The sequence below is a fragment of the Pyrodictium delaneyi genome (assembly GCF_001412615.1).
GTDB lineage: Archaea > Thermoproteota > Thermoprotei_A > Sulfolobales > Pyrodictiaceae > Pyrodictium > Pyrodictium delaneyi.
The window spans coordinates 156832-181974 of sequence record NZ_CP013011.1; the positions used below are offsets into that span (position 1 = coordinate 156832).

The following is a 25143-nucleotide window of genomic DNA, read 5'->3' on the forward strand; positions in this document are numbered from 1 at the left end:
GCTGTGGCACCGAGTATTAATCCCTCCGCAGACTAATACCTATCATACTAGTGGAGGAATCAACCCCATGTCTACCCGTGCATCCCGCTCCTCAGCCCCAGTGGTTGTGAGCCTCCCCGGAAGCCTCTCCGGGGTAACAGCAATTGCAGCCAACAAAGTACAAGCCACGGTCACCCTCGAACAGCTCTCCGACGAGGGCATCGCGGTAGAGACCCGGGGCCCCCAGGGCCCGGCTCTACGCGCAGCCTACGAGACCGCGAGGCTACTCCTCGAAGCCCTAGGCGAAGAAGCCCAGCTACGCGTCATGCTCGAGCTAGAAAACCCGTCGATAAGCCCTATCTCCTCAGCCGCAGCAGCCACAGCGGCAGCACTCATAGAACTCCTCGGGGTCGAGCCCGGCCCCCAGGAGCTAGCCCGGGTGCTAAACCGCGCCGTAGCAATAGCCTCCGGCAGGCCCCGCGCCGCACTAACAGCCGCAGCCCTCCTAGGCGGCCTAGCCTCCGGCAGCGAGCAGCCACCCTACTACGCGCGCCACCCGGTCAAGCCCCCGAGCTGGCGGATATACGTAGCCAAGCCCTGCAAGCCCCTACCCGAGCCACCAGTCCTCGTCACAGCAGACAAGCTGCTCCAGCTAAGCCAGGCAGCAGCAACCCTACTAGCAGCAGCCGCGACAGAGGGCTGGAATACCCGCCTAGCAAAGCTAATGGCGCAAGAGAGCCCATGGGACTACGCTGCCCCCGAGCCGGTGAAGCGAGCCCGCCGAGAAGCCCTCGAAGCAGGCGCGGTAGCCGCAGGCCTAGACCCCTACACCGGCGTACTCGTAGTCCTCGCAGAGGAACCCGGACCAGCCGAGCGGGCGGCAGCGATACTAGAAGCAGCCCAGGGCTGCCGGCCAGAACTAGTAGAGCTACAAGCATCAGACAAGGGAGCACTATTACGTAGAGAAGCCGAGGAGGTATAAGCTCTCACCTACAGTATATGCCATCACCCTTGTCTAAAAGAGGTAACACAATGGCCATCCAATCGGGGGCATGGGGTACTCCTTAGCAGGTGTATCACATTATTAACATTATTAACTTCGCAGTTGCGACATGGTATATGATAATGTAGTGGATCTAAGTGGAGCAGGATACTCAGCCGACAAAGATCTGAAGGAGGAATGTGGTGCGGCGGCCGGGATTTGAACCCGGGATCACCGGCTTGGGAGGCCGGCGTCCTAGTCCAGGCTAGACGACCGCCGCGCCCTGCTGGGCCCGCAGTGTTTGGCCCGGCCGCTCCATTGGTTTCTCTCGTCGCTGGCTCCGGGTTTTATAGGGTTTCCCTGGGCCCCTGGTGGCTCCTGGGTGCGGGTCTGGCTTGAGTGTCGAGCGTATACGCGCCTTCATAGCGGTCGATATTGAGGATCCACGGGTGGTTTCGCGGCTGGTGCAGATACGTGACGCGTTTGTGGCTACGGGTGCTCCTATGAAGCCTGTTGAGGACCAGAACCTGCATATCACGCTCCGGTTCCTTGGGAATATACCGTTGAGCCTCGTGGACGAGATTGAGCGTGTGATTGCCGCGTCTACTCCCCGCCGCGTGGTGATAAGGCTTCGCGGGGTGGGCGCGTTCCCGAGCCCAGCGCGGCCCCGCGTGATATGGGTGGGCGTGTCTGATGGCGCTGAGGAGCTCGAGCGCCTCTATAGGGAGATCGAGAGGGGGCTACGGCGGCTAGGGTTCCGGCCGGAGCGCGAGCAGTTCGTGCCCCATGTGACGCTTGCACGGCTCAAGGGGTCGCGGAACCTTGACCGTGTGGTGAAGCTGCTGCGGGAGATGGAGGACGTGGAGGTTGGTGAGATAGTGCTGGAGAGTGTCAGGCTCAAGCAGAGCATATTGACGCCGAGGGGTCCGATATACCGGACACTGCGCGAGGTGAAGGCCTCTGAGTCCTAGGCCTCCCTTTCCCCGTCCTTGCTGCTCTTGTAGCGCTGCCAGATGGTGCCGCCTTCCCCGTCCTCGATGGCTATGACCCGGTGTAGTGGTATAACTGTGCCGTCTTCTAGCACTAGGTGGCTCCGGGTCACCCTGGCTATGCGCTCCCGGGGTATCCTCTTGACCCCGGTTGCTGTACCACGCTCGGCTATCACGATGTAGCCTGTGGATGATGTGTGGAAAAACCTTGCCACAGCCTCGTGTATCTCTCCACGTCGTCCAGGCAACAGTGTGTACACCCTTCCGCGCGGCCTGCCGGGGCTGCTCTACACGTTGAGGTCGCTTCTAGCTCTTGGTGTCCTCTTCGGGGTGTATATGCCGCTGTTGGTGGTGAAGGCGCGGCCGGTGCTGTGGAGGAGTATCCGGGCCTTGCGTAGCTCCCAGCCGTAACGGGGATTGTAGAGCTCCGCGTCAGCGTAGGCTGCTGCCACATCGGCCACTATTAGGTGGACGTCATCTGCTAGGTCGCTGAGAACCCTGTAGACACGGGCCTCGACAACGCCCACTGGCCGGGGCTTGACTAGCCTAGGGGCCCCCGTGACCGTGTCGCGGGCGACCTCGGCGCCGAGGAGCCTCAGCTTGTCGACCTCCCTGCCGCTGGTCGTGCCGGCAGCGTAGACGAAGTCTACCTCGTCCACAGTGAACACGTTGACGGTGAATACGCCAGACTCTATTATCAGCTCCGGGGTGTAGGCCTCCCTGTCGAGGGCGGCGACTATCCGTGGCGGCTCCTCGCTGAAGGGCATCACCCAGGACGCTGACATGAAGTTTACCCGGCCCCGGGCCTCGGCTACGAGCACGTAGGCTGGCCGGGGTGCTAGGACACGTGGCCACCGCTCACCGGCGTCCACGTAGCCTTCGGGGACTCCTGCCACGGCGCAGACACCGAGTGTGTTCCTAGATTCGGCGCCCTATACTAGCTCCTACACGGGTTGCCCAGTCGTCTGTGGCGTGTGTCGGCTGGGTAGAGTGTCCGGGACGTACGCTATAATTGGGGGTTCACGGTGGTAGTGGCCCCTGGGGGAAACCACTCGGCCTAGAGCGAGGACGCGAGGTGTAAACACGTATGAGCGCGAGGATACCCTTGAAGAGGGTTAGCGACTATGAGTGGATGATACCTAAGGGCGCTAAGCCCTGCATGAGGGTCCCATCGATAATCTTCGCCGATGACTTCCTGCTCGAGAAAATGAAGGGCGACCTCACGCTAGTACAGGCTGCTAACGTAGCCTGCCTCCAGGGTATACAGAAGTACAGCATTGTGATGCCCGACGGACACCAGGGCTACGGATTCCCGATCGGCGGCGTAGCAGCCATGGCTATAGACGAAGACGGTGTGATAAGCCCCGGCGGTGTCGGTTACGATATCAACTGTGGTGTACGCGTCATACGTACCAACCTCGACATAAAGGATGTGAAGCCTAAGCTACGCGAGCTCATAGAGGAGCTATTCCGCAACATACCAAGCGGCCTCGGCAGCACTGGCAAGATACGCCTCAGTGTACAAGAGCTAGACCGTGTACTAAACGAGGGTGTCGAGTGGGCGGTACAGAAGGGCTACGGCTGGGCCGACGACCCGGAGCACATCGAGGAGCGGGGTAGCTGGAGCCTAGCAGACGCTAGCAAGGTGAGCCAGCGCGCTAAGAGGCGTGGCGCTGAACAGCTAGGCACCCTGGGCAGCGGTAACCACTTCCTAGAGGTACAGGTAGTCGACAAGATATACGACCCAGAGATAGCCAAGGCGATGGGTATAACCCATGAAGGCCAGATAATGGTCATGGTGCATACCGGCAGCCGTGGCCTAGGCCACCAGGTCGCAAGCGACTACCTCATGATAATGGAGCGTGCCATGAGGAAGTATGGTATAAGGCCGCCAGACCGCGAGCTAGCCAGCGTGCCCTACAGCACCCGCGAGGCTCAGGACTACCTCCGCGCAATGGCAGCAGCGGCCAACTTTGCCTGGACCAACAGGCAGCTCATAACCTACTGGACCCGCGAGAGCTTCCAGCGCGTATTCCACCGCGACCCAGACCAGCTCGACATGAAGATAGTCTACGACGTAGCCCACAATATAGCCAAGATAGAGGAGCACGACGTAGACGGCAAGAGGATGAAGCTCATAGTACACCGCAAGGGCGCCACTAGGGCCTTCCCACCAGGCCACCCAGAGATACCCAAGGACTACCAGGCGATAGGCCAGCCCGTGCTCATACCCGGCAGCATGGGTACTGCGAGCTACATACTGGTAGGTGTCCCCACTGGCGCCCGTGCCTGGTACACAGCGCCCCACGGCGCAGGCCGCTGGATGAGCCGCGCAGCGGCCAAGAGGAGCAGGAGCTACCACGAGGTCATAAGGGAGCTAGAGCAGAAGGGTATACTGATACGCGCTAGCAGCCGTGCCACAGTCGTAGAGGAGATGCCACAGGCCTACAAGGACGTAGACCGTGTAGCCCTCGTAGCCCACAAGGTAGGCATAGCCAAGATGGTCGTAAGGCTACGCCCCATAGCCGTGACAAAGGGCTAACCTCGTGCCCAAGCCTTTGTCTTCATCAAAATGTTTTTACGCGTGGCATCCAAGCTGTCCACCTTCTCCCCATGTCCCTAGGTTATCCCGGCTACGACTCTCTCAGCTACAAGCCTGCGAGGCCCCCGGGCCAGAGTTGTTGCGTGACGTATGCTACTTCTGGTGTCTCTGCCAGCAAGGGAACCCCTATCAGTCGGTAGACACCTAGGTAGAAGCCTCTCGGGGAGGAGGCTGGAGAGGAATGAGCGGTGAGGGCCCCTTCGAGGACATCGAGAAGGGTCTACGCGAAGTGCTAGCCCAGCTAAAGTGCCCCGGCTTCGCTCATGCGCCCCATACAGCGGACATAATCATAGTCGCCCGTGGCCGTAGTCTTGAGGAGGCGTTCGAGCAAGCGGCGCGCGGCGTCTACGAGGTTATAACCGATACGAGTAAGGTCGAGCCCCGCGAGGAACGGGTAATAGAGACTAGCGGTGTCGACCTCTACCAGCTCCTCTACCGGTGGATAGAGGACCTCCTCTACTACACTGATAGTGAGGGCCTCGTGTTCTCAAAGTTCAAGGTGGAGCGTATAGAGCGGATTGGCGAGGGCGAGGAGGCCGAGTACCGTCTAAAGGGCCGAGCCTGGGGCGAGCCCTTCAACGAGGAGAAGCACCCGCACCGTACCATAGTTAAGGCTATGACCTATGCTATGATGGAGATTGTAAAGGAGAATGGCTGCTGGAGAGTACAGTTCGTTGTCGACATATAGCTGCGGCGAGATCTGCGGCTTCCCGCCCTCTATCTACTGTGGGGTCATTTACACCTCCTACCGGTCTAGCCGGTGGAGGACTAATATTCTGTAGACAGTGCTAGGGCTTTTTGGTGGGTCTGTGGTGGGCTTGCTTACTAGCCTACTACGAGGCCTCGTAGTGCGTCGACCCGGCCTTGAGGGCCAAGGTGGTGCTGAAGGACCCTTAGCAGATAGGCTGCGGGAGGCTGAGGAAGCACTTCGTAGCGTGGTGCTCCCGGGCTACGATGTAGACATAATCTCCGCGGGGCTCGTCGAGAGGATACGCGTCGGGCTCGACGGTAAGTCGATCATGGTTGTGCTGGGATATAGTAGGAGTAATCCTGGCTGCAGCTTCTGCCGCTTCATAAGCAGTGTTGCGTGGACAAAGATTATACGTGACACGAGGCGTGCACTAGCTGCTAGAGGGTTCGATAAGATAGTACTGGTCGATGGAGCTACGGGCGCCGAGCTTGACGCATAGAAAGACAAAGGTGTAATGGAGGAGGGTTCTTAGTCCTCGTTCCTCGCGCCGGGTATGTGCTTGTTTAACCAGTCAAGTATGAGCTGTAGCCTCTTCACCCGGTGCCTGGGCTTACCGCTACGGGAGAGATCGTGGTTCTCGCCCGGGAATATCGCTAGCTTTGTTTCGACGCCACGGAGCTTCAGCGCAGTGTAGAGCTGTAGTGCCTGGTCGAGCCAGCAACGATAGTCCTCGTTAGAGTGGATTATCAGTGTAGGTGTCTCTATGCGGTCGGCGTAGCGGAGTGGGCTCTTCTCCCAGCAGAGGTCGCTCCTCCTCCACGGGGTGCAGCAGAGCTGGTCCTCGACAAAGTACCAGCCGATGTCCGTGGTGCCGTACATGCTTATCCAGTTAGATATACCCCTCATCGTCACGGCTGCGCGGAAGAAGCTCGTGTGTCCTATCACCCAGTTGGTCATGAAGCCGCCGTAGCTCCCGCCCATCACGGCTGCGCGGCTCTTGGGGAGACCGAGCTGCTTCACAACGTAGTCTACAGCCTCCATGAGGTCCATGTAGTCGCGCTCGCCGTAGCGGCAGCGTATATCGGCGAAGTCCTCGCTATAGCCGTCGCTGCCTCGGGGGTTAACGTATACCACCGTGTAGCCAGCGTTGGATAACACGTGGAACTCGTGCATGAACCCGTAGCCCCACATAGTCTTGGGGCCGCCGTGGATATAGAGTACCCAGCCGCGCTGCTCTACCCCCTCCGGCGGTGGGAGCACCCAGCCCTCCACAGTGGCGCCGTCGCTAGCTCTGAAGCTAAACCTCCTTGGCTGGGCTAGCTTGTAGCGCCTCTTCCAGGCCTCGGTATGCCGTGTGAGCCTCCGGGCCTCCATGCCCCGGTAGAGGTACAGCTCCTTGGGATCCACGGGAGTCATTAGAGTATAGGCTATTATGGAGCCGTCGCGACTGGCTGAGAACTCGTCGACAACAGCCTCGCCAGGGTCTAGTACGGGCTCCGGCTCCATGCCGGGCTGGACACGGTATAGAATAACACGCCCAGAGTCACTCACGAGGAAGTATATGCCGCGTATGGTCCACTGTAGCTTCTTGAGGCAGCTACGGAACCTGACATCACTGTTTACTGTGTTCACGGCGTTACGGTCGAGGCTACAAGTGAGGCACTCGAGCCCGCCAGTCTCAGGGTTTAGCAGCATTATCTTCTGGTGGCTAGAGAAGCCCCTCTCGCCCCGGTGTCCTAGGTAAGCTAGCAGTTTACTGTCGGGGCTCCAGGCTAACTCTCCGTAGCCCCGTAGACCTTGAGCGACTACATGTGCCTCTCCGTTCTCCACGTCGTAGACGTAGACGTCGAGCAGGTATGGTCGCAGCATGTCGGCTGCGACGCTTATGGCTATTTTCTTACCGTCAGGGCTCCAGGCTACGTCGCTGACCTGGAGCCAGTTAAGGCCAAGCTCTATCCTCTCCATTATGCCGGAGTCCACATCTATTATGAAGGGCTCTATACGGGTTTTGTAGACGAAGCCCTTACCGTTAAACCAGACCGGCAGCGTCTCTATCTCCTTGACGTCCTCGTCCGGCCTCCCCATGGGCGATGCTGCGGCCAATCTTCTGCTATCTGGACTCCAGGAGAGCGAGACTATGCCTTCGACCCTGGCGATTAGTTGGCTAGCACCAGGTGCATCAAGGCTAGCTAGCCGTAGCTCTATACCCGGCAGCTTATTCCCTCTCCTATCCCTCTGCTCAACCTTCCTAGCGAAGACGTAGCGCCGGCCGTCAGGGCTCGGTACGGGACACGAGTCCCGAGGCCCGCTCTGGAGCACAATTTGCTCGCCGCTATCGACCTTCACGGCCAGTATGCTCGACTCATAGCTGTCTGTGGCGAGACTCACACGGGCAGCTGTGTAGAGAATGTAGCGGCCATCTGGAGTCACGGCAGGATTCGAGACTAGAACAAGGCCATCAAGACTATCTGGGCCAAGCTTTTCAGCACCAGGCATGCCGGTTCCTCTCCACAGCCCAGGAATGCTCCTAGTATATGTGGTGAAAAGAATCGTGCGGCTCCGCATAGTAGACCTCACACGTCCGTTAAGCCCTGAGACAAGAGTGTATCCTGGCGACCCGCCTGTGAGAATAGAAGCTATAGCAGATATCGAGAAAGACGGTTACTACAATCGCCTCTTACACGTACACGAACACGTCGGGACACACGTGGACGCACCAGCCCACATGATACAGGGAGGAGCCACTATCGACATGCTCGAGCCGGCCAGGCTAGTAGCGCCAGCAGTAGTAATGGACCTCTCTAACGCCTGTGGCCCGGTCACTAGCCGGGAGATCATAGCTGCTCTCCGGCTCCGCCGGCTCCCTCTGCCCCAGAATGGCTGGTACCTCCTACTACGCATCGGCGGAGGCTGCCGCAGCATATCCATTGATGCTGCAGAGTGGATGGTTAGGATGAAGCTTGCCGGGCTAGGAGTAGACGCTGCTAGCCCAGATGGCCCGCCCTACAACGTACACCGGGTACTCCTCTCCAGCAATATGTTGATAATAGAGAATCTCAACATACCTAGCATGCTTGACGGTGAAATAGTGACAATCGTGGTAGCCCCTCTCCTCGTCAAAGGAGGTAGTGGCGCTCCTGCTCGCGTCTACGCACTACTGGACGGCGGCCGGCTCGGCAAATGGCTTAGGGGAGAGCAAGTATAACCCCTCTACACACCTAGCATGTGTCCAGCAGGGGCGACGACGGCCCGGATACTCCAGAGCTAGCGCTAGCATGAAGCGGTGGCAGCGGGGATGTCGCGCCAAGAAGCCAGGAGCGTCGAGGCGGGGAGACAGTTGGTCCTACGTGTCCCGCCTCTGATACGCTACATATCGCTCCCCGTAGCTGCTGCAGGGATATCCCACCTGCTCTCAGCCACTATCGGCTTCATTGAGGGAGACCACATATACTCCATAGAACTCATGCTCTGGGCAATTATATACCTAGCATCCTCGGTAGCCTGGATGACCATACTCCAGCCATCCCGCAGTCTATCTAAGGAGGAGACACTCATACTCGTCGGCTTCAGTTGGCTCACAACGCCGCTTCTATCAGCTATACCAGTCTCGTACGCTCTAGGGGTTCCCTTGATAGATGCATGGTTTGAGTCTGTTAGTGGCTTTACTACTACTGGTCTCAGCGTGTTTAATGGCGCGGTGGATCCTGACTACAACGTATACATACCCTCAGTAGAGGAGCTGCCGCTCAGTATCCTATGGTGGCGCGCCGTAACAGAGTGGCTTGGCGGCTTCGGCATTGTGGTGATGTTCTACGTGTTTGCCCGGCTAGGCGGGCTCCCAGCACACCTAGTAGGCTTCGCCGAAGGCCGATTCGAAAGACTAGAACCAAGCATAGCTAAGAGCATCCAGGCCCTCATGGCGCTCTATCTGTTCCTAACGATAACCGGCGCTATACTCCTCTACATAGCTGGTATGACGCCTGCTGATGCCGTCTACCACTCTATGACGGGTATAGCGACTGGAGGGTTTAGCACACATAGCGAGAGCGTAGGCTTCTATAATTCAGTGATAGTAGAAGCTGCGGCAATAATAGTAATGGCTCTTGGTGCGGCTAACTTCGCTGACCTCTACGCGCTAGTGAAAGGTATTCCTCGTAGGTTTAGCCGCGAAATAGAATCCTTCATTGCTGTCGCATTGCTCTCCATATTCGTGGGTACAGCGATACTCTACATCACCGGGTGGACATTGTATCACCCGCTACGCGAGGCGGCTTTCGACGTAGTTACAGCTCTCTCGGGCACGGGATTCGGTATAAGCGACCTCTCGAAGGCTCCTGAGGCTTGGAAAGCGTTCCTAGTACCCCTGATGCTCATAGGTGGTTCGGCGTTCTCGACAACCGGCGGCATAAAGCAGTACCGGTTAATGGTTCTTGCTAAGAACATTGTCTGGATGGTCACGGAGACCGTGTATGGCACGGGCCGTATAACAGTGAGAAGGGTTGGAGGCTACGCCATTACAGAGTCTGAGCTGAGACGCGTAATGACCATAGTAACTCTATTCACGTTGACGCACATGGGTGGTACACTTGCACTAATGCTGCTTATACCTGGCTGTAGTCTTGCAGACGCGGCCTTCGAGGCGGCGAGCGCTCTAGGTACTGTGGGCCTAAGCGTGGGTATAACGAGCGCAGCAGCTACATGGCAGGTAAAAGCGGTACTAATGGTGCTTATGACCTTAGGCCGGCTTGAGATAGCAGGCTTTCTCTATACACTAGCAGCAGCAGCTAAGATGACAAAACGAGTACGGATAGAGGAGCGCAGAAAACCAGGCATGCTGAGATTCAAGGAACGGAGAACGTACTTGGGTCCAAGCCTGCATGCTTAGGTCTCGCTCGTTGCGATCTCGTGTTGCTCGGCTATGCCATGTGGTGGTGAGACTATCGCTAGCAATGGCCTCTCGGCACCAGACTTCAGCGCCTCTAGCAGCTTCCTGGCATATATAGTAGCGCTGTACACCTTATAGCTACCCTTTACGAATACTGGCTCTATAACCCCAAGGGCCTCAAGGCACTGGAACGCAGCCAGCACAAGGTAGCGTGGCAGCCCGGTCTCAACTACAGCGTCGCCAGGGGATACTACGTCTTTGGACACTATCACCTCGAGTATAGCGCGTAGCCTCTCGCGGCTAGCATCCACGGCTACAACCCCGAGCTAAGATGTGTGGAGAAGCTCTGGGCTAGAACCGCGTAGGGCTAGTAACACCGAACACACGTACCACTCTAACCGTATAGTACATTATCCAGGCTCCTTACTTCGATCCGGGCTACGCCACCCGCAGGATAAAGGGATACTACGATACGTTCTCTACAACTCCACCCCGGAGGATCTCGGGGTAACGCCGCAGCTGCTATAGCTGAGCCGTCTCTGTACCCCGTGCATAGCCTCAGCCTCCCTGAGACCGCTATAGCTGCTACAGGTGCGGGGGTACGGCTCCTAGATACTAGTGCTAGCACAAGCCCGGCTCCACCGCCAGCCCTCTCGGCTATCTTTGCTGCGAGTCTCTCGGGCCCAGCGCCTTCGCGTATCAAGCGACTGGAATACGAGTACAGTACTGCATGGCTATCGCTTCTCGCAGGTGTTGGTGGATTACCAGTCAACACTGCTTGGCGGCCGAGTCTCCGGAGGCTACACGTCATAAACTTTGCCGGTGCCCCACTCGGCATAAACCCGGTGAAGAAGTTACAGATCCCGCCGCCTAGCACATAAACTCCTAGACTACCTCCTGCAAGCCATGCTGCAGCGTCAATAGCCTCACTTAGCTCGACAACCTCGCGGTATTGAAGACTCCAATAGCCGGAACGGCCTCTCTCACGATAGGCTAGCAATGTAAGGGACTCATTGGGGGCGTAGCGAAGAACATCTAGTAGGCCATCAACACTACCGCGGGACACTATGGCTGCGAGAAGCAATGCTCCGGCTAGCCTCCTTTCTCGTCGCTGTTACCCACGGTACCCGGCTCGCCCGTTTTCCGCGCTCTAGGCTTGAATTCAGTAGCTCCAGCAATAGCTAGTACTGTAAAGGCAGGCGTGGGACCACCTATCAACGGTGCAGCAAGCAACAGTAGAGCAGACGCGAAGTAGAGCTGGCTGGAGGGAGAACTATTCCGCTGATAAAGCGCATAGCCGTAGACTATTAACCCTATGGACCCGGTAATCCAGGCACTCATGAGTAGCATCATGGCCAGGTCAACTAACTGATTAGCGTCTATGAGGGCGCTCGCGAAGACTAATGCCCCGGCTACCACTGCTATGAACCCGGCAAGAGAAGCTGCCAGAGCTCCTACAGCACCTAAGCCCAGTCCAGCTCTTCGGAGCTGCATGCTGGCAGTCGCGAAACCCAGGCTGACGAGGAGTCCGCCGGTAATCCCGGCTGCTAGGCCAGCCACGGAGCCAGCGGGACTTTTGCCTAACAGAAGGCTAGCAGCTGCTAGTAGTAGAGCGCCAGCAGCTATTACCATAGGAGCCCTTGCGGAGAGTGTCAGCGTCACGGCCAAGCTCTCCGCATATACACGGGGCATAGGATCCTAGAATACAATACGCCCTACAATCCCGGTGTACACGTTACCCCCTCTTCTCTAGAAGTGCGTAGAAGAAGCCTATAGTGTCATGCCGGTGCGGCCATGCCCTCATAGTGCCAGGCAGCAGTGGCGACTCGTCGTAGGGGCCTCGAATCGGTACTAACCGGAACTCGGGATGACGTTCGAGAAACCACTTGATGTTTTCCTCGTTCTCCTCAGGCAGGAGGCTGCACGTGGTATAGAGGAGCCGGCCACCGGGCTTGACAAGCCTTGCAGCGGCCTCCAGCATCTCCCGCTGTAGCTTCACTATCTCGTCGAGCCCGTCCTCCCGTATCCTCCACCGCAGCTCCGGGTTCTTAGCTATAGTGCCAGTGCTGGTACACGGTGCATCCAGCATAACCCGGTCGGCTACTTCTTCCCCTAGTACACGAGGCGCCCTCCTAGCATCCATCTTGAATATCTTCACGATTGTTATCCCCATGCGGCGGAGTATCATTCTCATCCGCTCTATACGCTTCTCGTCAATATCAAACGCGTATATCCGGCCACGATTCTTCATAAGCTCGGCCATGTGGCTAGTCTTCCCGCCAGGCGCAGCGGCGAGATCAACCACAGTCATCCCGGGTTCTGGCGCCAATATGAGTGAGGCAGCCGCACTAGCCTCCTCCTGGATCACCATCTTGCCGCCCCGATAAAGCGGACTATTATCGAAGTCGTAGGGCCCCTGGAACTTCACTACTACCGGTACACGCTTACTGACCACAGGCTTCTTGCCCTCGCGCCGGAGAGCCTTGACAACCTCCTCTACGCTGGCCTTAAGCGTGTTAACCCTGACGCTTATCAAGGGCTTCTTGTTGAGAGCCTTGAACAGCTCTTCGGCCTCCTCGGGCCCTAGTAGCCTCCTCATACGCTGTATGAACCAGGCAGGGAGAAGATACCGCCACTCCAACGCTTCCTCGATGCTGCGGGGGCGCGGCCGATAGTCTAGCAACTTATCAAAGACTCTCCAGTAGTACATGCCCACATAAGGATGCGTTATTGCAGATAGATAGTCAGCGATACCCCATTTCAACGCGTTCAACGTAGCCTTGTCGGGCCTGTGGAACAACACAATATCAGCTGCGACGCGGAGGGCAGCACGCAGCCATGGGTCGAGTATGAGTGGCGACTCTACACCCGTCAGCTCTCGCGCAACACGATCGAGCAGCCCCATCCTCTTCATAGTATCGTAGAACACGGAGGTGAGGAGCCGGTCAAGCCCGGTACCGAGGATACCATGCCTCTTGAATACTACACGTTTAGCATGCTGGCTCGGCTTAAACTCTTCCGCAGCCTTCACAGTCTCAACTAGTATCCTAAGCCCCCGAGCCGGTATAGACAGCTTAGGCTTCCCAGCCCTCTCAGCCTCCACAACCTCCCAGACCTGTTGTGCAAGCTCATCAAGCCTCTGTTCGGCAGTCATGGCACGTCAACCTCGCCTCAACCTGGCAGCCACGGTCATCAGTCCCGACATGAGGCCCTATTTGGTGACACCTGTGCGGAGAGACCGCGGCTTACATACCCTAGGGCTCTATGCAGTGCTCCTAGTATACTCTACACTAGTCCTAGGCCCAAGTGTACCATCTTAATATTACCTCAAGTCTGTAACCAACAGGTTAGTATTAGCAGTAAATATTTAGTAATAGTATTAATTAATGATGTAGTGTAAGGTATGATAGTTTTGTACATAATACTAATCAACGTAAAAACTTTTATGTGTGGAACTAGGAGACCAAAAATTTACGGTTACCGTCATCTAGGCGGTAGAAGGCTTCCGGGTGCAGTTATATGGCGCATCTACTCGAGCATATGGATGCAGTAGTGCACGGCTTATCCGTGATGAGTAGCCAGGTGCTGGTGAATCAGTTACCACGTATGATAGAGGAGCTGCTAGGCGTGCGCGAGGGCTCCGTTATAGTGGCCAGGCTTTTGGAGATGGGCGCTCGGGAGGGTTTCCAGACGTTCATTAAGACACTCAATGTTGATCCATCGCAGTTCAGTCTAGAAGAGCTTCTGGGAATATTTGTAAGGCAGGAAGGACAACCACCCCGCCACCCATTTCAAGTATTTGGCAGCGTAGAATGCAGCAACGACAAGTGCATCCTAGAAACGAGGGAATGCTACTACCTCGACACGGTGAGGAAACACCCGGCAGCGAAAGCTGTATTCATAGGAGTAGTAGCAGGTGTTCTCGAAGCCGCGGGATATCATGTACGCTGGCTAGTAAATACAGCTGCAAAGAAGTACCTATGTGGCAACGGCAAACCCGACATAGTGATCTATGTGGACGAGGAGATAGAGCTGCCGGCATGTAGACTCGTAGTGGAGAAGTACTCGTGCAAGAAGAAGGCTTAGAGCGGCGATATGGGCTTCTCCACAGACTTCAGCAACCGGTAGACCTCGTCTGGGCTAGCGTCTATGCCTAGCCTCTGGGCCTCCTGCGCTATCACCCTAGCAGCGGCTCTCAGAGCCTCCTCGAGGCTGCCCCTTTCGACAGCATCGCGGAACTCTGGATCCTCGTCTATCCGGTAGTATATCGGCACACGGTCCTTAGCCCGGGGTATGAGCCGCTTAAGAACCGGCTTAACCCTCCACATAGCCTCGTAGAGGGTCTCGAGCCCCCGGTCACCCTCGAGACACTCTCTTATCTTGTCACGGGCGTGCCGCGCTGCCACCCCTGTACGGCCCTCAGTAGTGACGGCCACCCGGAGACCGCCACCGTAGAGCTCAAGTGTATAGGGCACAACGATCTCAGTTCTCTCCGCGTCAGTGGCATCGTTGACCCAGCGCCGGAGTTCGCGGGCCAGTCTCCACACGGCCTCGTTAACCCCAGGATTGTCAGTAGCTATGACAACTATGTCGGCCCACTCCACGTGGGGCCCGAGCGCCTCGGTGTCGCTCGCATCTAGCTCCACGAGCTCCAGGCTCTCGTCCTCCTCAGCCTGTCTCCGTAGCTCTTCGGAGAAGCTTAACCCAACAACCCGCACAGCGGCGCCAGCCTGCCGGAACCAGAGCGCCCTCCGCGTCCCGACACTGCCTCCGCCAACGACAAGGACGCGTCTACCACTCATCTCGAGCCATAGCGGGACACGCACAGCCACCAAGCCCCGAGATGCAGGGAGGAGCCAGCCCTTCTAAGAGCTATACCGTAACAGAACTGGACAGTTTGACGAGACAAGAGGAGAGGAGAGAGTAGGCGGATCCCGGCTTGGGGGCGCTGCGGGGCCTCGCGGACCCCACAGCCTCCCCCAACGCGGCCGGCTTAACTTCCGGGTTCGACACGAGTCCGGGTGTTGCCCGACCGCTATGGCCGGGTCCAGGTACCGGAGCTAGCAGCCTCAGGGCTATTTAACGGCTCTCCTGGCTCTATGTCTTCGTCTCCGGGTGATTGTTATGGCTGGTGGCGTGCTAGACGAGAGCGCTAGACGGCTCGCTGAGAAGTTCTGCAGGGAGGAGATAACGGTATACCATGTCTACAGCTGGCTCGCCGAGAAGGAAAAGGATCCCGTGCGGCGGGAGCATCTCCGGAGGCTCGCAGAGCAAGAGTTGAGGCACTATAAGTTCTGGAGCCGGCTATTGGGCAGCGGCTGCCGGCCCTACGGAGTGACTATGAAGAGGATAATGTTGCTCTACCGGCTCCTGGGCCCAGTGTTCACGCTCCGGCTCCTCGAGCGCGGCGAAGAGGTGACTATAGAGCAGTATCAGAGGTTCCTAAACAGGATTCACGATGAGCAGCTACGCCGAGAGCTTGAGCAGATAATACGCGAAGAAGAGGAGCATGAAGAAACGCTGCTTAGCGGTATCGAGGATACGCGTGTAAAGTACATGGGGTTCATAGCCCTGGGGCTCGCAGACGCTATCGTGGAGATAACTGGTGTCCATGCAGGCTTCCTCGGTGCTACATCGAGCACTATTCTCGCCGGTGTAGCAGGGCTAGTGGTGGGCTTCTCCGCGGCCCTCTCCATGGCTGGCGCAGCCTACCTACAGGCTAAGCATGGCCGCGAGACACGCCCAGTCGTAAGCGCGGGGGTAACCGGCGTATCATACATAATCTCTGTGATACTCCTTGCTCTGCCATACTTCCTCCTCCACACTATGTTCGAAGCGTTCACAGTATCACTAGTCATAGCCACGGTCATAATAGCGGGCTTCACCTACTTCAGCGTCGTCGTACAGAATAAGCCATTCCTAAAAGAATTCCTCGAGAGTACGGGGCTAATGCTGGGCACAGCGCTCGGCAGCTACGCCTTCGGGAAACTCCTTGGAAGCCTGCTAGGCGTAGAAGCAATCCTATAGCTCCAGGCCCTCCTTTTCTCCACTCCACCGTTTCTCCAGGCCAAGTAACCCGCAGAATCGTGTTGGATACAGGGGGACACCATCTAATCCGCCGTCAGAACTCTCGGCTCCCCGCTACATAACCCGCGAAGAGCCGGCCAAGCAGAGCCGATGGCCTCTCTCGCATTCATCCCCTAATCCCGGCTCAGCCGGAGCAATGGTTATCAACGAAGGCATCATAGTCGAGTACCTTGTGTGAACCTGCCCAGACTAGAACATGAATAGTGTAGCACCATACCCTATGAATATCCTGGTATTCCTGGTGGACGCTGGGCAGCTAGAGAGGAGGATGCGTGGGGCTAGTACTATGAGCAGGGAGAAGCATGGCAGTATAGACGAGAGGGAGCTGGGGAAAACAGTACAGTTGCTCTACGAGGCCTTCCAGTCAATAGAAGCTGTTGGTGGTAGCCTCTCGCCCTACGTCCCGACGCAAGACTACATAGTGGAGCCCATACTACAGCTCCTAGACGCTATGGCTCATGGTCGTCGTAGTGCGAGAGGAGAAGGCCAGCAGCCAGTCTACTACGAGCCCGGTTGTGGAGCCGGCAGAGTAGCCGAGAGAGCGGCGAAGAGGGGCTTCTACACACTCTGTCTCGAGCTAGACGAGTACCTAGCCAAAGCTGCAGCAGAGAAGCTCGCCAACAGCCCCAACGCGGACGTGGTAATAGGCGACCTCTCCGTTTTCCGACCCCGCCGGGTAGACGCGGTCTACGCCTACCTGCTACCCCGGGCTGTACAGCGCGTCCTAGACGTCCTCGCAGGGCAGGGGGCTCCACTCCTGAGCCTAGACTATCCTGCCGAGGACGACAGTGGCGTGCTAGCAGCAGCGCGGCTAGAGATAGAAGCACGGAGCATCTACGCTTACAAGCTCTAAGGCTATAGCTACAGCTCTCTATTCACTGACTTGTAACGCTCCCGGAGAACAGCGAGCAAGCGCTCACGGTTAGGCTCTAGATCTAGCCTCGTGAACACCATGTCCCTGCCATAGCCGATCACACGGCCGCCCAGCTTGTCCACCATAATTCTCCTCATTGCTATGTTTCCGGGGTCGAAGTAGGCTTCAAGGGCATGGTACCCCTTCTCTAGCAGACAAAGCGCTAACAGCGCGGTTAGCGTTGTGCCGAGCCCCTTGCCCTGGAGGTCGTCTCGGACGACTATGCCAAGCTCGGCTATACCACGTATACCGGTATCATACGCTTCAGCGCTGGCCACAGCCTCTCCGTCCCGGAGCCCTATTATTATTATCCTAGCATTGGATAGTATGTCGTTGACCACTGGCTCCCAGTACTTGATAGGCCTCAGAAACCTTAACAACACGGTATCGAGACTAAGCTTCTGAAAGAGACCAAGCAGCAGATCACGTGCATCCTCGCCGGGAGATGATATCCCGACAGTGCTTCCGTCCTTGAGGGTAGCGTTACCTGGCACGAAGCTGCACACGAGCCTCTCTTGCCCATTCAAGGGGCTCCTTCTCCTCCAGACACCGTATAGCATATCAAGCCAAGCCCTAATTTAAAGCCAAGCCATCGTTGTATCATCTGAGAGAAACTCCTAGACCATAAAGACACGATGAGTAGGATGAATCGGAAACGATGCTAGAGATTCAAGATAATTTTGGGATGGAGGGTTTAACTGTAATATTTGTAGTTTGATGATAAAGACGTGAGCCAAAACTTGATAAATGGCGTGGGCTGAGCTATGTCTCTTGTTTCGCATCGATGTATTGCAAGAATTGGGCTTAGTGATCTATTCTCGGTCTTTTCCTAGACAATATTGCTATAGCTATTACTATAGGTATAGCCACCATGGTGGTCAACGTAATGTAGTTTATTTGGTTGCCTGAACTCTCTATGATGTTGCTATCTAGAACTGTCAACTGGATTTTCATCTCGACCCCATGTGATCCATGGAGGTCTCGACCTTCTTTAGGAACCCGGTAGCAGCGTCGTAGACGGCCATGCTGGATGTGGTCTCGCTCTCTAGCATGATGCGTATCTCGTTGTCCAGCCTCTCTACTCTTGCACCTTTTCGCTCAAGGCTGTTGGCCATCTCGTTAAGCTTGCTTAGTGGACAGTAGAGCGGAACCTCGTTGGCGCCACCGTCACCCGGTATGAAGCAGTCATCATACCTAGCCGTATACTCCAATACCTGCTCGCCCTTCATGCTCTCTACTAGGCTAGCTAGTTGTTGGCGCGCTTCTTCGGGTTTTACCTTGATGCTTGTTATCTTGCTTGCTATTCTTACTCGGAAACTCTCATCACCGGTCTCTATGATTTCCAGTCTTACCTTGCCAGAGGCATCGAGATACACCTTCTGGCCGTTGTGGTACGCGCTAAGCCCGAGATCTAGCTGGTACTCGATGTACCTTCCTTGCTGGGCCCAGCCTGGTGTTGCATGAGAAACCGTTGTTGCTAAGAGTAGGAGCAACAACACTGAAAGAAGGACATGTGCCAGTCTATCTATATCATGCAAGATTTGATCAGACACACCACTATGCCATGTAAGTAGGTAGCAGCTAGTACAGGTAGTCTAGACACCAGCACACTGGTATATAGCTGCTATGGAGTCCTAGCTGTTCGGAAAAAGCGGGGCATGTACGTATAATGGCAACCCGGTGGCCCGACTCCTAGCTATGAGTGGCACGAGCCTTGCACCTAGCTCGCTTAGCCATGCCTCGAGACGCTCTGTCGACACAACGACGTCAGCTACAGCAGCTTCGCAGCCGCTGCCTCGGCAGAATAGCCTCCCGTCCATGCATGGCTCTACCCCGGTTGCCTCTACAGTATAGGTTGCTAGCGGGTGGATAGGTGGAGGTACGAGTGGGGGTAGGAGGAGCAACATACGTATCCAATTGGCCTGGTGTTGCGTCGACGTACCCTCAACTGTGTGAGCCTCTACGGGGAACACTGCTTCCCCGTGTATAGCCTCTAGTGTCTCGCGTCGGGCGCCTAAGAGGTGCTCAAGTCTATAGGCTATGGTTGCTAGCGTGTCTGAGTCGTGGTAGTACAGCTCGGCCATTACTGTGCCTTTTCTGCACTTCGATAGCAGTACCAGGCCGCCGGCTTCGGCGAGGCAGGCGTCTCGGAGCTGGATTCTCCCTGCGAAGATCCCTCCAGCCATGAGCCCGTGGAGTCGCCCACCGTAGGCCAGGTCGCCGCCTGCAGCATAGGGGACACGTGTCGGTACAGCTGTGGTTGCTGCGACTAGCTGCTCCTCAGCCATACCCGGTGGCCCGTATGGTAGTGTATGTTGGCCAGGGACACCTATATCTAGGGGTCGTGGTGTAACGACGTAGTGCAGCAGCATCTAAGGCCCATTAGCCTCACCGTTATGATTACAACTCCATTAGTCGTCGAGGGATACAGACTCTAGAGCCTTACAACCGGATAGCGATATACGGGGCGTGGCATACAACCATGCATCTTCGGGATAGCCGACGCGTTACGGCACTAACACTACTTGTACTGGTGCTGCTATCAGTCCTCATCCCCGCTCTACCGGCCCATGCACAATCATCAACAGACCTAGCCGATCAACTCCGTAGACTGCTCGAGCAGCTCTACAACAACACGATCAACTATAGTGAGGCAGTCCAGCTCTACCAGGATATAGCCTCATGCTCGCAGCCTCCGCTCTCGGACAAAGCTGCTAGGACAGCAAAGGTTCTAGAGGAGGCGGCCCAGGGTCGAGTCACGACCCAGCTAGTCAAGGAGACATTGTTAGACTACGTGTACTCGGCGGGAGAGAACATAGACGCCTTCGCGGGCTGTAGCTCCAGTCTAGTTTACCGGAGCATCCTGCTAGCATTCTCTGTCCCAACACCTGCTGGGCTCCTCCCCGCCTCCCTGCCCACAGACACCATGAGCCAGACTGCGATGCAGCTAGCCTACGAGATAGTGTACAGACTCACCGGGAGCAGCGAGCTAGCGACAAGGGCAGCAAGTATAGCCCGTGCGGACCCCTACGCTGGCCTACTCCTGGTCGGGCTCGCTGGCCGCCCAGACCAGGACTTCTGGACAACCATAGCCACGAATACCACTAGCCGCAGCGGCCTCTGCCTCGTATACTCGCTTGCCTCGACAGACGTCATACCCTCAGACACAGCGGTTGCAGCCCTCGCTGCCGTGGCAGGGGCGGCCTACGCCTATGGCCCCGGAGAAGTATTGTCGAAAGCAGCCCATATGCTCGAGACGGGCGACCTCATATGCTATGCAGCCACCGTGAACTTGTTAGACGCAGCGTACCGCGGCTACGTTGACAGACTCCTCCCCCTCTACACGCTCCCCGAGGGCCTAGAGCCACCCGAGGCCCCAGTAGTAGGGGGCCTCGACGCAGCCCGACTAGCCGGCGCACTTGCTGCAAGGGAAGGGCATGAGCCTAGCATCCTACTCGCAGCCCTGGCCAGGATACAGGGCAGGCTTGTGGCTAGCCCCTCCGGGCTAGCAGCGGTCATGCGGGCCCATAATGCCTCTATTCCGTCGTTGCCCAGCGGGAGTAGCTACTGTACAGTTTTCGAGGCTGCTGTGAGGAGCATCCTCGACCCCGACGTAACAGAGACCCAAGCAGCGTGGAGCGTCGCTGCTGCGGCGGCGAGCCTCTGCTACGCCGATACCGGGTCCCCCGAGCCGCTGATAGCCCTACTCCTCTTCCAGCCCTTTACGGCCCCCGACCCGTGGCTGTTAGCCGAGGGCATCAAGCGCCAGGCTAGCCAGAACGGTGACCAGGCCTTCGCCGGCTATGCCTCGAAGGTATCCCAGCTCGCGTGGGAGGGGAGGCTGGAGGAAGCAGCAAGTGTAGAGCCCGAGGGGCCTCCTGAGACCCGTCTAGCATACATACTGTTCTCGGCTGCTGTAGCAGGGCTACAGGAAGGATTCAATCCCCTTGTGGTCAACGTGGACAATTCTACTGCTTTAGCCTTGCTCGAGGCGGCTGGTTTCGAGTCGCCCCGGGACGCAGTCCTAGTAGTGCTGGACCCGGCCCGAGTGATGGAAGAGATTGTGAAGAGTAATACTACGTCACTGGAGCAGTTAGGAGCCCTCGCCCGAGCGGCCTCGATACGGCCCCTCCACGGGGGCTACGTTCTCGACTATGCCGACGTACGCGTGGTGTCCTGGACTATAGTCCACATGTACTCCTGGCTCCGCGATGGCTACGAGTTACCGCCTCCAGGCCAGCCTCCCGGCGGGGATACGCTACTATCCTGGGCTCTGGGCTACCTGACTACCATGCAGCCGCCGGCCAAGCCGGCTGGGGACGCCGGAGAGGGTCAGCATGTGGCCATAACGAACACAACAACTGTGGAGGGAGAGCCTAGCACGACTAGCAATACTACAGCAAATAGTGAGGCTAGCGCGCCCGTTAACGCCACGGATATAGGGGTGGCATCGCCCGAGATAGAGCAGCTCGCCCGACAGCTAGAAAGCCTAGCTGACATGCTCCGCACGGTGCCTGGTAACGATACAGCTAGGCAGGCTCAGGCTGAAGCAATAGCGGAGCTGCTAGACCAGATAGCCCAGAGCATACGCGAAGGAGACTACGCCTCCGCGGTAGCCGCTAGCCAGCAGCTACAACAGATGCTAGAGGAGACAACAGGTAGTGATGTACTGCAGCTACTCCAGCTAGCCCAGCTTCTCCGAAACGATACAAGCTCCTGGGATGTAGCCCAAATTCTGGCCAAGGCGGCTAGCCTCAGGCTAGAGAACAGCACAGTGTCGATAGACCTAGGGGAGATGAGCCAGCTAACCGACCTCCTCGCCACGACTGGGCAGCAGAGTCTTCTAAACGAGCTAGAGAGAGCTGTAACAAGTGGAGAGGCCGAGAAAGTCGCAGACATAATAGAGACGATAGCTAGTAGAGGCGGCGAAGAACAGCTCCGTGAGGCCATCAGGATTCTCGCCGAGGAGAGCGGTGCCGGCGAAGAAGTGGCAAGGATCTTAGAGATAAGAGGGCTTGGAGACTTGGCAGCCCAGCTCTACCAGGTCCTTGGAGGCCAGACGCCCCAAGCGGTAGCAGGTACAGCCCAGGAGGCCGTAGAGCTGCCAGTCTCCGGCAGCTATACTGCTGGCTCACAGGCATCGAATGCTACGGTGTACCAGTCTCCAAGCCTCCCCAAGCTCCCGCCAGCGCCTAGTCTCCCTAGCAACCTCCCAGGCTTAGCTGGGCTCGGCTTCCTAGCAGCACCACTACTCCTTGCAGGTCTAGCACTACTAGCGGCTACCCGGTACCGGGAGATAATGGCTCTCGTTGCCCGCGTAAGGCTCGCAAGGCTAGAACGCCGTCTAGCATCCTCAGTGGCTGGAGACGCTAGGCCCCGGGAGGCACGAAGAGTAATAGTGGAGGCGTTTAGCCAGATCCTCCGCCTCTATGAGGCCGTCTATGCGCCCCGAGCGGTTAGCGAGACGCACCGCGAGTATGCTGGGAAGCTGCCCGTGGAGGAGAAGACGCGTTACATCCCGGCGGCGATGGTCTACGAGAAGGCAAAGTTCAGTAACGAGCCGGTTAGCGGTCGCGACGTGGAGACTCTGCAGAGGATTCTATCCGAGATAAGACGCGTCATAGGAGCGCTGGATAATGCGAAGAGTGGTATGAAGAGGAAGCTGCTAGGTGGCAGGAAGTGATAGGTCTCAAAGGGTTTCTAGCAGGATTGTCACTAGTAGCTCTCGTAGCCGCTATACTATCCGCTCCAAAGGTGGTCAAGCTAGGCTCTATGCCCGAGTTGCGAGCCGGCTCGCCGGGCGATGCAGGACCCCAAGGACACTCGCTACTAGCTAGACTCCTTGAGGACAGAGGCTACCAAGTCTCCTATGATGTCGAGCCGCCGCTAGACTGGCAAGGCTCTGTGGTCTACTTCATAGCAGGGCCTACAGATTGTAATGCTGAGGTAGTCAAGGAGGTAGCAGAGAATGCCAAAGCACTTGCAGCAATAGGACTGCGCGTAGGTATAATAGTGGCTGACGAGGGCGCGTGTGCCCAACATCTACTAGGCATGCTAGGTGCACCTACCATAGGGCTTTCACCTGGGCCACAGAATGAGCCATGGCTAGCACTGTACCAGGATCAAGGCGTGATATTCGCAATGTATACTGCATCCATAATCACGTATATCGCATCGACACCTAATGGTGGAGAATGGCAACAGACAGCTGTGACGCTGTATCCTCGTGGATTCCCGGCAATACTTGAATGGAATAGTAGCTTAAGAGTAGTCTATATACCGGATAGCCACGTTTTCAATAACATGGTACTAGGGGCGGCTAATGAGACGGGGCTGGGTAACGCGGAGCTAGCAGTAACGCTTGTCGAGAAGCTAGGCGGCAACAATGCTATCGTTCTTATGCCTTTAGGTTTCTATCAACTCGTAAACCCTAGCATCCCCCTCTTAGCCTACATACACCCTGGCATGCTTATTCTCCGGGCTGTAGAGAGGTTATCCGGCTTCGAGGCTATGGTAATCGAGTCAATGATGATGAATCCGCTTGCAGCAACAGTGCTGGTTATAGGAGTAATGTCTGTGCTCTACATGGCTTTTGCACAGATGACAGGTAAAGACTGGGTTGAGGAAAGGCCTCCACAGCAGCCCGAACCGTCCCGGGTACTCGGTGCCTCCCCCGTGCTTGAGAAGCTACAGAAAGGCGTAAAGCTTACACGGGAGGAGGCTCGTCAAGCGCTTGCAACTCTCTACGAAGTGGTTGACGAGGCTCTACGGCTACGGCTCGGTGCTGGGTTGAGAGAGGTGCTTGAGAACCCTGGGCTCCTCGAGAGCGTAACACGTGGAGCCGGGATAGACTATGAACGGGTTCTCGAGGGGCTCAAGGAGCTGTACCGGCTCTACGATGTTAAGATTAGAGCTAGACGGCTCTTTCCGCTCGTATTTTCCTGGAGGCGTAGGCTATACTACGTGCTTGAGCGTGTAGAGCCTCTACTCGAAACTATGGGCGTAGGGCTAGCGGAGGTAAGGAGTATTGAGTACAGCTTCACCCGTTAGTACAATAGCTAGGCTAGCCGAGAGGGTTACCAGCGAGGTATCAAAAGTAGTCTATGGGTTAGAGGAGGAGCTACGCATAATTCTCGCAGCTCTGCTGGCTGGAGGACATGTGCTCCTGGAGGGTGTCCCAGGTGTCGCGAAAACAACACTAGCCAAGGCGCTCGCTTCCAGCATGAAGCTGGAGTTCAAAAGGATACAGTTCACTCCTGATCTCCTTCCTAGCGACATAATCGGCACGATGGTCTATGACCAGAGGAGTGGCGAGTTTCGGCTCCGCCGCGGCCCCGTGTTCACCAATATACTCCTTGCAGACGAGATCAACCGCGCCTCGCCTAGAACCCAGAGTGCATTGCTGGAAGCGATGCAGGAGCGGCAGGTAACCATAGAAGGGCAGACCCTCAGTCTCCCCGAGCCGTTCCTCGTCATAGCCACCCAGAACCCGATAGAGCTTGAGGGCACATTTCCTCTACCCGAGGCGCAGATAGACAGGTTCCTCGTCAAAGTAGTCATCCCGATGCCTGGCAGAGAAGTCCTGCGAAGGATACTCCGCGGCCTCGAGACTATCGAGAGCTGGCCGGTCGAGCCAGTAGCAAGCAGGGAAGACGTAGTAGAAGCCCGAAAGGCCATATGGAGCGTAGAGGTCAGTGATCCGGTCCTAGACTACATCATAGACCTAGTAGAGGAGACCCATCGCCATCCCGACGTGAGACTCGGCGCAGGCCCTCGAGCAGCCATTGCACTACAGCAGGTGGCGCGTGCCCTTGCAGCCATGGAGGGCCGGAGCTACGTTATACCCGATGATGTGAAGACTGCAGCGCGTTACGTGCTAGTACACAGGATTATACTCAAGCCCGAAGCCGAGGCCGAGGGACGCCGTCCTGAAGATGTATTGGACACAATACTATCCAAGGTGCCGGTTCCCGTTCCCTAGTCAAGCCTGCATAGATACCTTATAGGTTCTATAA

General features: G+C 56.9%; 24 protein-coding genes, 1 tRNA gene and 1 rRNA gene. 13 read left to right on the top strand and 13 right to left on the bottom strand.

Annotation, left to right across the window (positions count from 1 at the left end; genetic code table 11):
• Window positions 1-67: 67 nt before the first annotated feature.
• On the top strand, window positions 68-961 hold the full coding sequence (locus Pyrde_RS00905; RefSeq protein WP_143522184.1) for a hypothetical protein: 894 nt from the start codon (window positions 68-70) through the stop codon (window positions 959-961).
• A gap of 201 nt (window positions 962-1162) precedes the next feature.
• On the opposite strand, the gene Pyrde_RS00910 is transcribed toward Pyrde_RS00905, so the two are convergent.
• Window positions 1163-1241, bottom strand: a tRNA-Gly gene (locus tag Pyrde_RS00910).
• Between the two features lie 115 nt (window positions 1242-1356).
• Between Pyrde_RS00910 and thpR the strand changes: the two genes are divergently transcribed.
• Window positions 1357-1932 (top strand): RNA 2',3'-cyclic phosphodiesterase, encoded by a 576-nt coding sequence (thpR, locus tag Pyrde_RS00915; RefSeq protein ID WP_082419374.1) that lies wholly within the window; start codon window positions 1357-1359, stop codon window positions 1930-1932.
• Here the strand turns inward: thpR and Pyrde_RS00920 are convergent.
• On the bottom strand, window positions 1929-2198 hold the full coding sequence (locus Pyrde_RS00920; protein WP_180385494.1) for a DUF504 domain-containing protein: 270 nt from the start codon (window positions 2196-2198) through the stop codon (window positions 1929-1931). The genes thpR and Pyrde_RS00920 overlap by 4 nt on opposite strands.
• 39 nt (window positions 2199-2237) lie before the next feature.
• The gene (locus Pyrde_RS00925; RefSeq protein WP_055407424.1) at window positions 2238-2846 is read right to left on the bottom strand and encodes a flavin reductase family protein; all 609 of its coding nucleotides are present in this window, start codon (window positions 2844-2846) and stop codon (window positions 2238-2240) included.
• Between the two features lie 191 nt (window positions 2847-3037).
• Here Pyrde_RS00925 and Pyrde_RS00930 point away from each other — a divergent pair, with 191 nt between their 5' ends.
• The 3 genes from Pyrde_RS00930 (at window position 3038) to Pyrde_RS00940 (ending at window position 5742) form a co-directional block, all read left to right on the top strand.
• On the top strand, window positions 3038-4492 hold the full coding sequence (locus Pyrde_RS00930) for an RtcB family protein (protein WP_055407426.1): 1455 nt from the start codon (window positions 3038-3040) through the stop codon (window positions 4490-4492).
• A gap of 241 nt (window positions 4493-4733) precedes the next feature.
• Window positions 4734-5240: an archease gene (locus Pyrde_RS00935; protein WP_082419375.1), complete on the top strand. Its 507-nt coding sequence runs from the start codon at window positions 4734-4736 to the stop codon at window positions 5238-5240.
• A 121-nt stretch (window positions 5241-5361) separates the two neighbouring features.
• On the top strand, window positions 5362-5742 hold the full coding sequence (locus Pyrde_RS00940) for an iron-sulfur cluster assembly protein (protein WP_055407428.1): 381 nt from the start codon (window positions 5362-5364) through the stop codon (window positions 5740-5742).
• Between the two features lie 29 nt (window positions 5743-5771).
• Here Pyrde_RS00940 and Pyrde_RS00945 read toward each other — a convergent pair whose 3' ends face one another.
• Window positions 5772-7739 (bottom strand): alpha/beta hydrolase family protein, encoded by a 1968-nt coding sequence (locus Pyrde_RS00945; protein WP_055407430.1) that lies wholly within the window; start codon window positions 7737-7739, stop codon window positions 5772-5774.
• A gap of 55 nt (window positions 7740-7794) precedes the next feature.
• On the opposite strand from Pyrde_RS00945, the gene Pyrde_RS00950 reads away from it, so the two are divergent.
• Both Pyrde_RS00950 and Pyrde_RS00955 read left to right on the top strand, forming a co-directional pair.
• Window positions 7795-8448, top strand: a complete 654-nt coding sequence (locus tag Pyrde_RS00950; RefSeq protein WP_180385495.1) for a cyclase family protein — start codon at window positions 7795-7797, stop codon at window positions 8446-8448.
• 90 nt (window positions 8449-8538) lie between these two features.
• Window positions 8539-10128: a TrkH family potassium uptake protein gene (locus tag Pyrde_RS00955; protein ID WP_055407434.1), complete on the top strand. Its 1590-nt coding sequence runs from the start codon at window positions 8539-8541 to the stop codon at window positions 10126-10128.
• Here Pyrde_RS00955 and Pyrde_RS00960 read toward each other — a convergent pair.
• The 4 genes from Pyrde_RS00960 to Pyrde_RS00975 all read right to left on the bottom strand — a co-directional run bounded on the left by Pyrde_RS00960 (window position 10125) and on the right by Pyrde_RS00975 (window position 13282).
• Entirely contained in the window at window positions 10125-10439 is a 315-nt protein-coding gene (locus Pyrde_RS00960) for a hypothetical protein (RefSeq protein ID WP_055407436.1), read from the bottom strand. The two genes, Pyrde_RS00955 and Pyrde_RS00960, sit on opposite strands and share 4 nt — an antisense overlap.
• Window positions 10440-10522: 83 nt before the next feature.
• On the bottom strand, window positions 10523-11212 hold the full coding sequence (locus Pyrde_RS00965; protein ID WP_055407438.1) for a hypothetical protein: 690 nt from the start codon (window positions 11210-11212) through the stop codon (window positions 10523-10525).
• Window positions 11213-11220: 8 nt separating this feature from the next.
• Complete coding sequence (locus Pyrde_RS00970) at window positions 11221-11790, bottom strand: hypothetical protein (protein WP_143522185.1); 570 nt, start codon at window positions 11788-11790, stop codon at window positions 11221-11223.
• Window positions 11791-11863: 73 nt separating this feature from the next.
• The gene (locus Pyrde_RS00975; RefSeq protein WP_180385496.1) at window positions 11864-13282 is read right to left on the bottom strand and encodes an RsmB/NOP family class I SAM-dependent RNA methyltransferase; all 1419 of its coding nucleotides are present in this window, start codon (window positions 13280-13282) and stop codon (window positions 11864-11866) included.
• 365 nt (window positions 13283-13647) lie between these two features.
• On the opposite strand from Pyrde_RS00975, the gene Pyrde_RS00980 reads away from it, so the two are divergent.
• Window positions 13648-14214, top strand: coding sequence for a hypothetical protein (locus tag Pyrde_RS00980; RefSeq protein WP_055407442.1), 567 nt, complete (start codon window positions 13648-13650; stop codon window positions 14212-14214).
• Here Pyrde_RS00980 and Pyrde_RS00985 read toward each other — a convergent pair.
• Both Pyrde_RS00985 and rrf read right to left on the bottom strand, forming a co-directional pair.
• A complete protein-coding gene (locus Pyrde_RS00985) occupies window positions 14211-14960 on the bottom strand; it encodes a precorrin-2 dehydrogenase/sirohydrochlorin ferrochelatase family protein (RefSeq protein WP_143522186.1) in 750 nt (249 codons plus the stop codon). The genes Pyrde_RS00980 and Pyrde_RS00985 overlap by 4 nt on opposite strands.
• Window positions 14961-15057: 97 nt before the next feature.
• Window positions 15058-15177, bottom strand: a 5S ribosomal RNA gene (gene rrf / locus Pyrde_RS00990).
• Between the two features lie 75 nt (window positions 15178-15252).
• Between rrf and Pyrde_RS00995 the strand changes: the two genes are divergently transcribed.
• Window positions 15253-16155: a VIT1/CCC1 transporter family protein gene (locus Pyrde_RS00995; RefSeq protein ID WP_055407446.1), complete on the top strand. Its 903-nt coding sequence runs from the start codon at window positions 15253-15255 to the stop codon at window positions 16153-16155.
• A 346-nt stretch (window positions 16156-16501) separates the two neighbouring features.
• Complete coding sequence (locus Pyrde_RS01000; RefSeq protein ID WP_231656763.1) at window positions 16502-17068, top strand: methyltransferase domain-containing protein; 567 nt, start codon at window positions 16502-16504, stop codon at window positions 17066-17068.
• Between the two features lie 8 nt (window positions 17069-17076).
• On the opposite strand, the gene Pyrde_RS01005 is transcribed toward Pyrde_RS01000, so the two are convergent.
• The 3 genes from Pyrde_RS01005 to Pyrde_RS01015 all read right to left on the bottom strand — a co-directional run bounded on the left by Pyrde_RS01005 (window position 17077) and on the right by Pyrde_RS01015 (window position 19500).
• The gene (locus Pyrde_RS01005; RefSeq protein WP_088171988.1) at window positions 17077-17655 is read right to left on the bottom strand and encodes a GNAT family N-acetyltransferase; all 579 of its coding nucleotides are present in this window, start codon (window positions 17653-17655) and stop codon (window positions 17077-17079) included.
• A gap of 423 nt (window positions 17656-18078) precedes the next feature.
• Window positions 18079-18666, bottom strand: coding sequence for a hypothetical protein (locus Pyrde_RS01010; protein ID WP_156327976.1), 588 nt, complete (start codon window positions 18664-18666; stop codon window positions 18079-18081).
• A 96-nt stretch (window positions 18667-18762) separates the two neighbouring features.
• Complete coding sequence (locus Pyrde_RS01015; RefSeq protein WP_055407452.1) at window positions 18763-19500, bottom strand: hypothetical protein; 738 nt, start codon at window positions 19498-19500, stop codon at window positions 18763-18765.
• Window positions 19501-19610: 110 nt separating this feature from the next.
• Here Pyrde_RS01015 and Pyrde_RS01020 point away from each other — a divergent pair, with 110 nt between their 5' ends.
• Genes Pyrde_RS01020 through Pyrde_RS01030 form a run of 3 tightly spaced genes read left to right on the top strand, consistent with a single transcriptional unit; the run spans window position 19611 to window position 25109 of the window.
• Window positions 19611-22811 carry a DUF4129 domain-containing protein gene (locus Pyrde_RS01020; protein WP_055407454.1) on the top strand — a complete coding sequence of 1067 codons (3201 nt, stop codon included), beginning with the start codon at window positions 19611-19613 and terminating at the stop codon, window positions 22809-22811.
• Window positions 22808-24178, top strand: coding sequence for a hypothetical protein (locus Pyrde_RS01025; RefSeq protein ID WP_055407456.1), 1371 nt, complete (start codon window positions 22808-22810; stop codon window positions 24176-24178). The genes Pyrde_RS01020 and Pyrde_RS01025 overlap by 4 nt, the downstream gene beginning before the upstream one ends.
• Window positions 24156-25109, top strand: coding sequence for an AAA family ATPase (locus Pyrde_RS01030; RefSeq protein WP_082419376.1), 954 nt, complete (start codon window positions 24156-24158; stop codon window positions 25107-25109). Before Pyrde_RS01025 ends, Pyrde_RS01030 begins: the two co-directional genes overlap by 23 nt.
• Window positions 25110-25143: the final 34 nt, after the last annotated feature.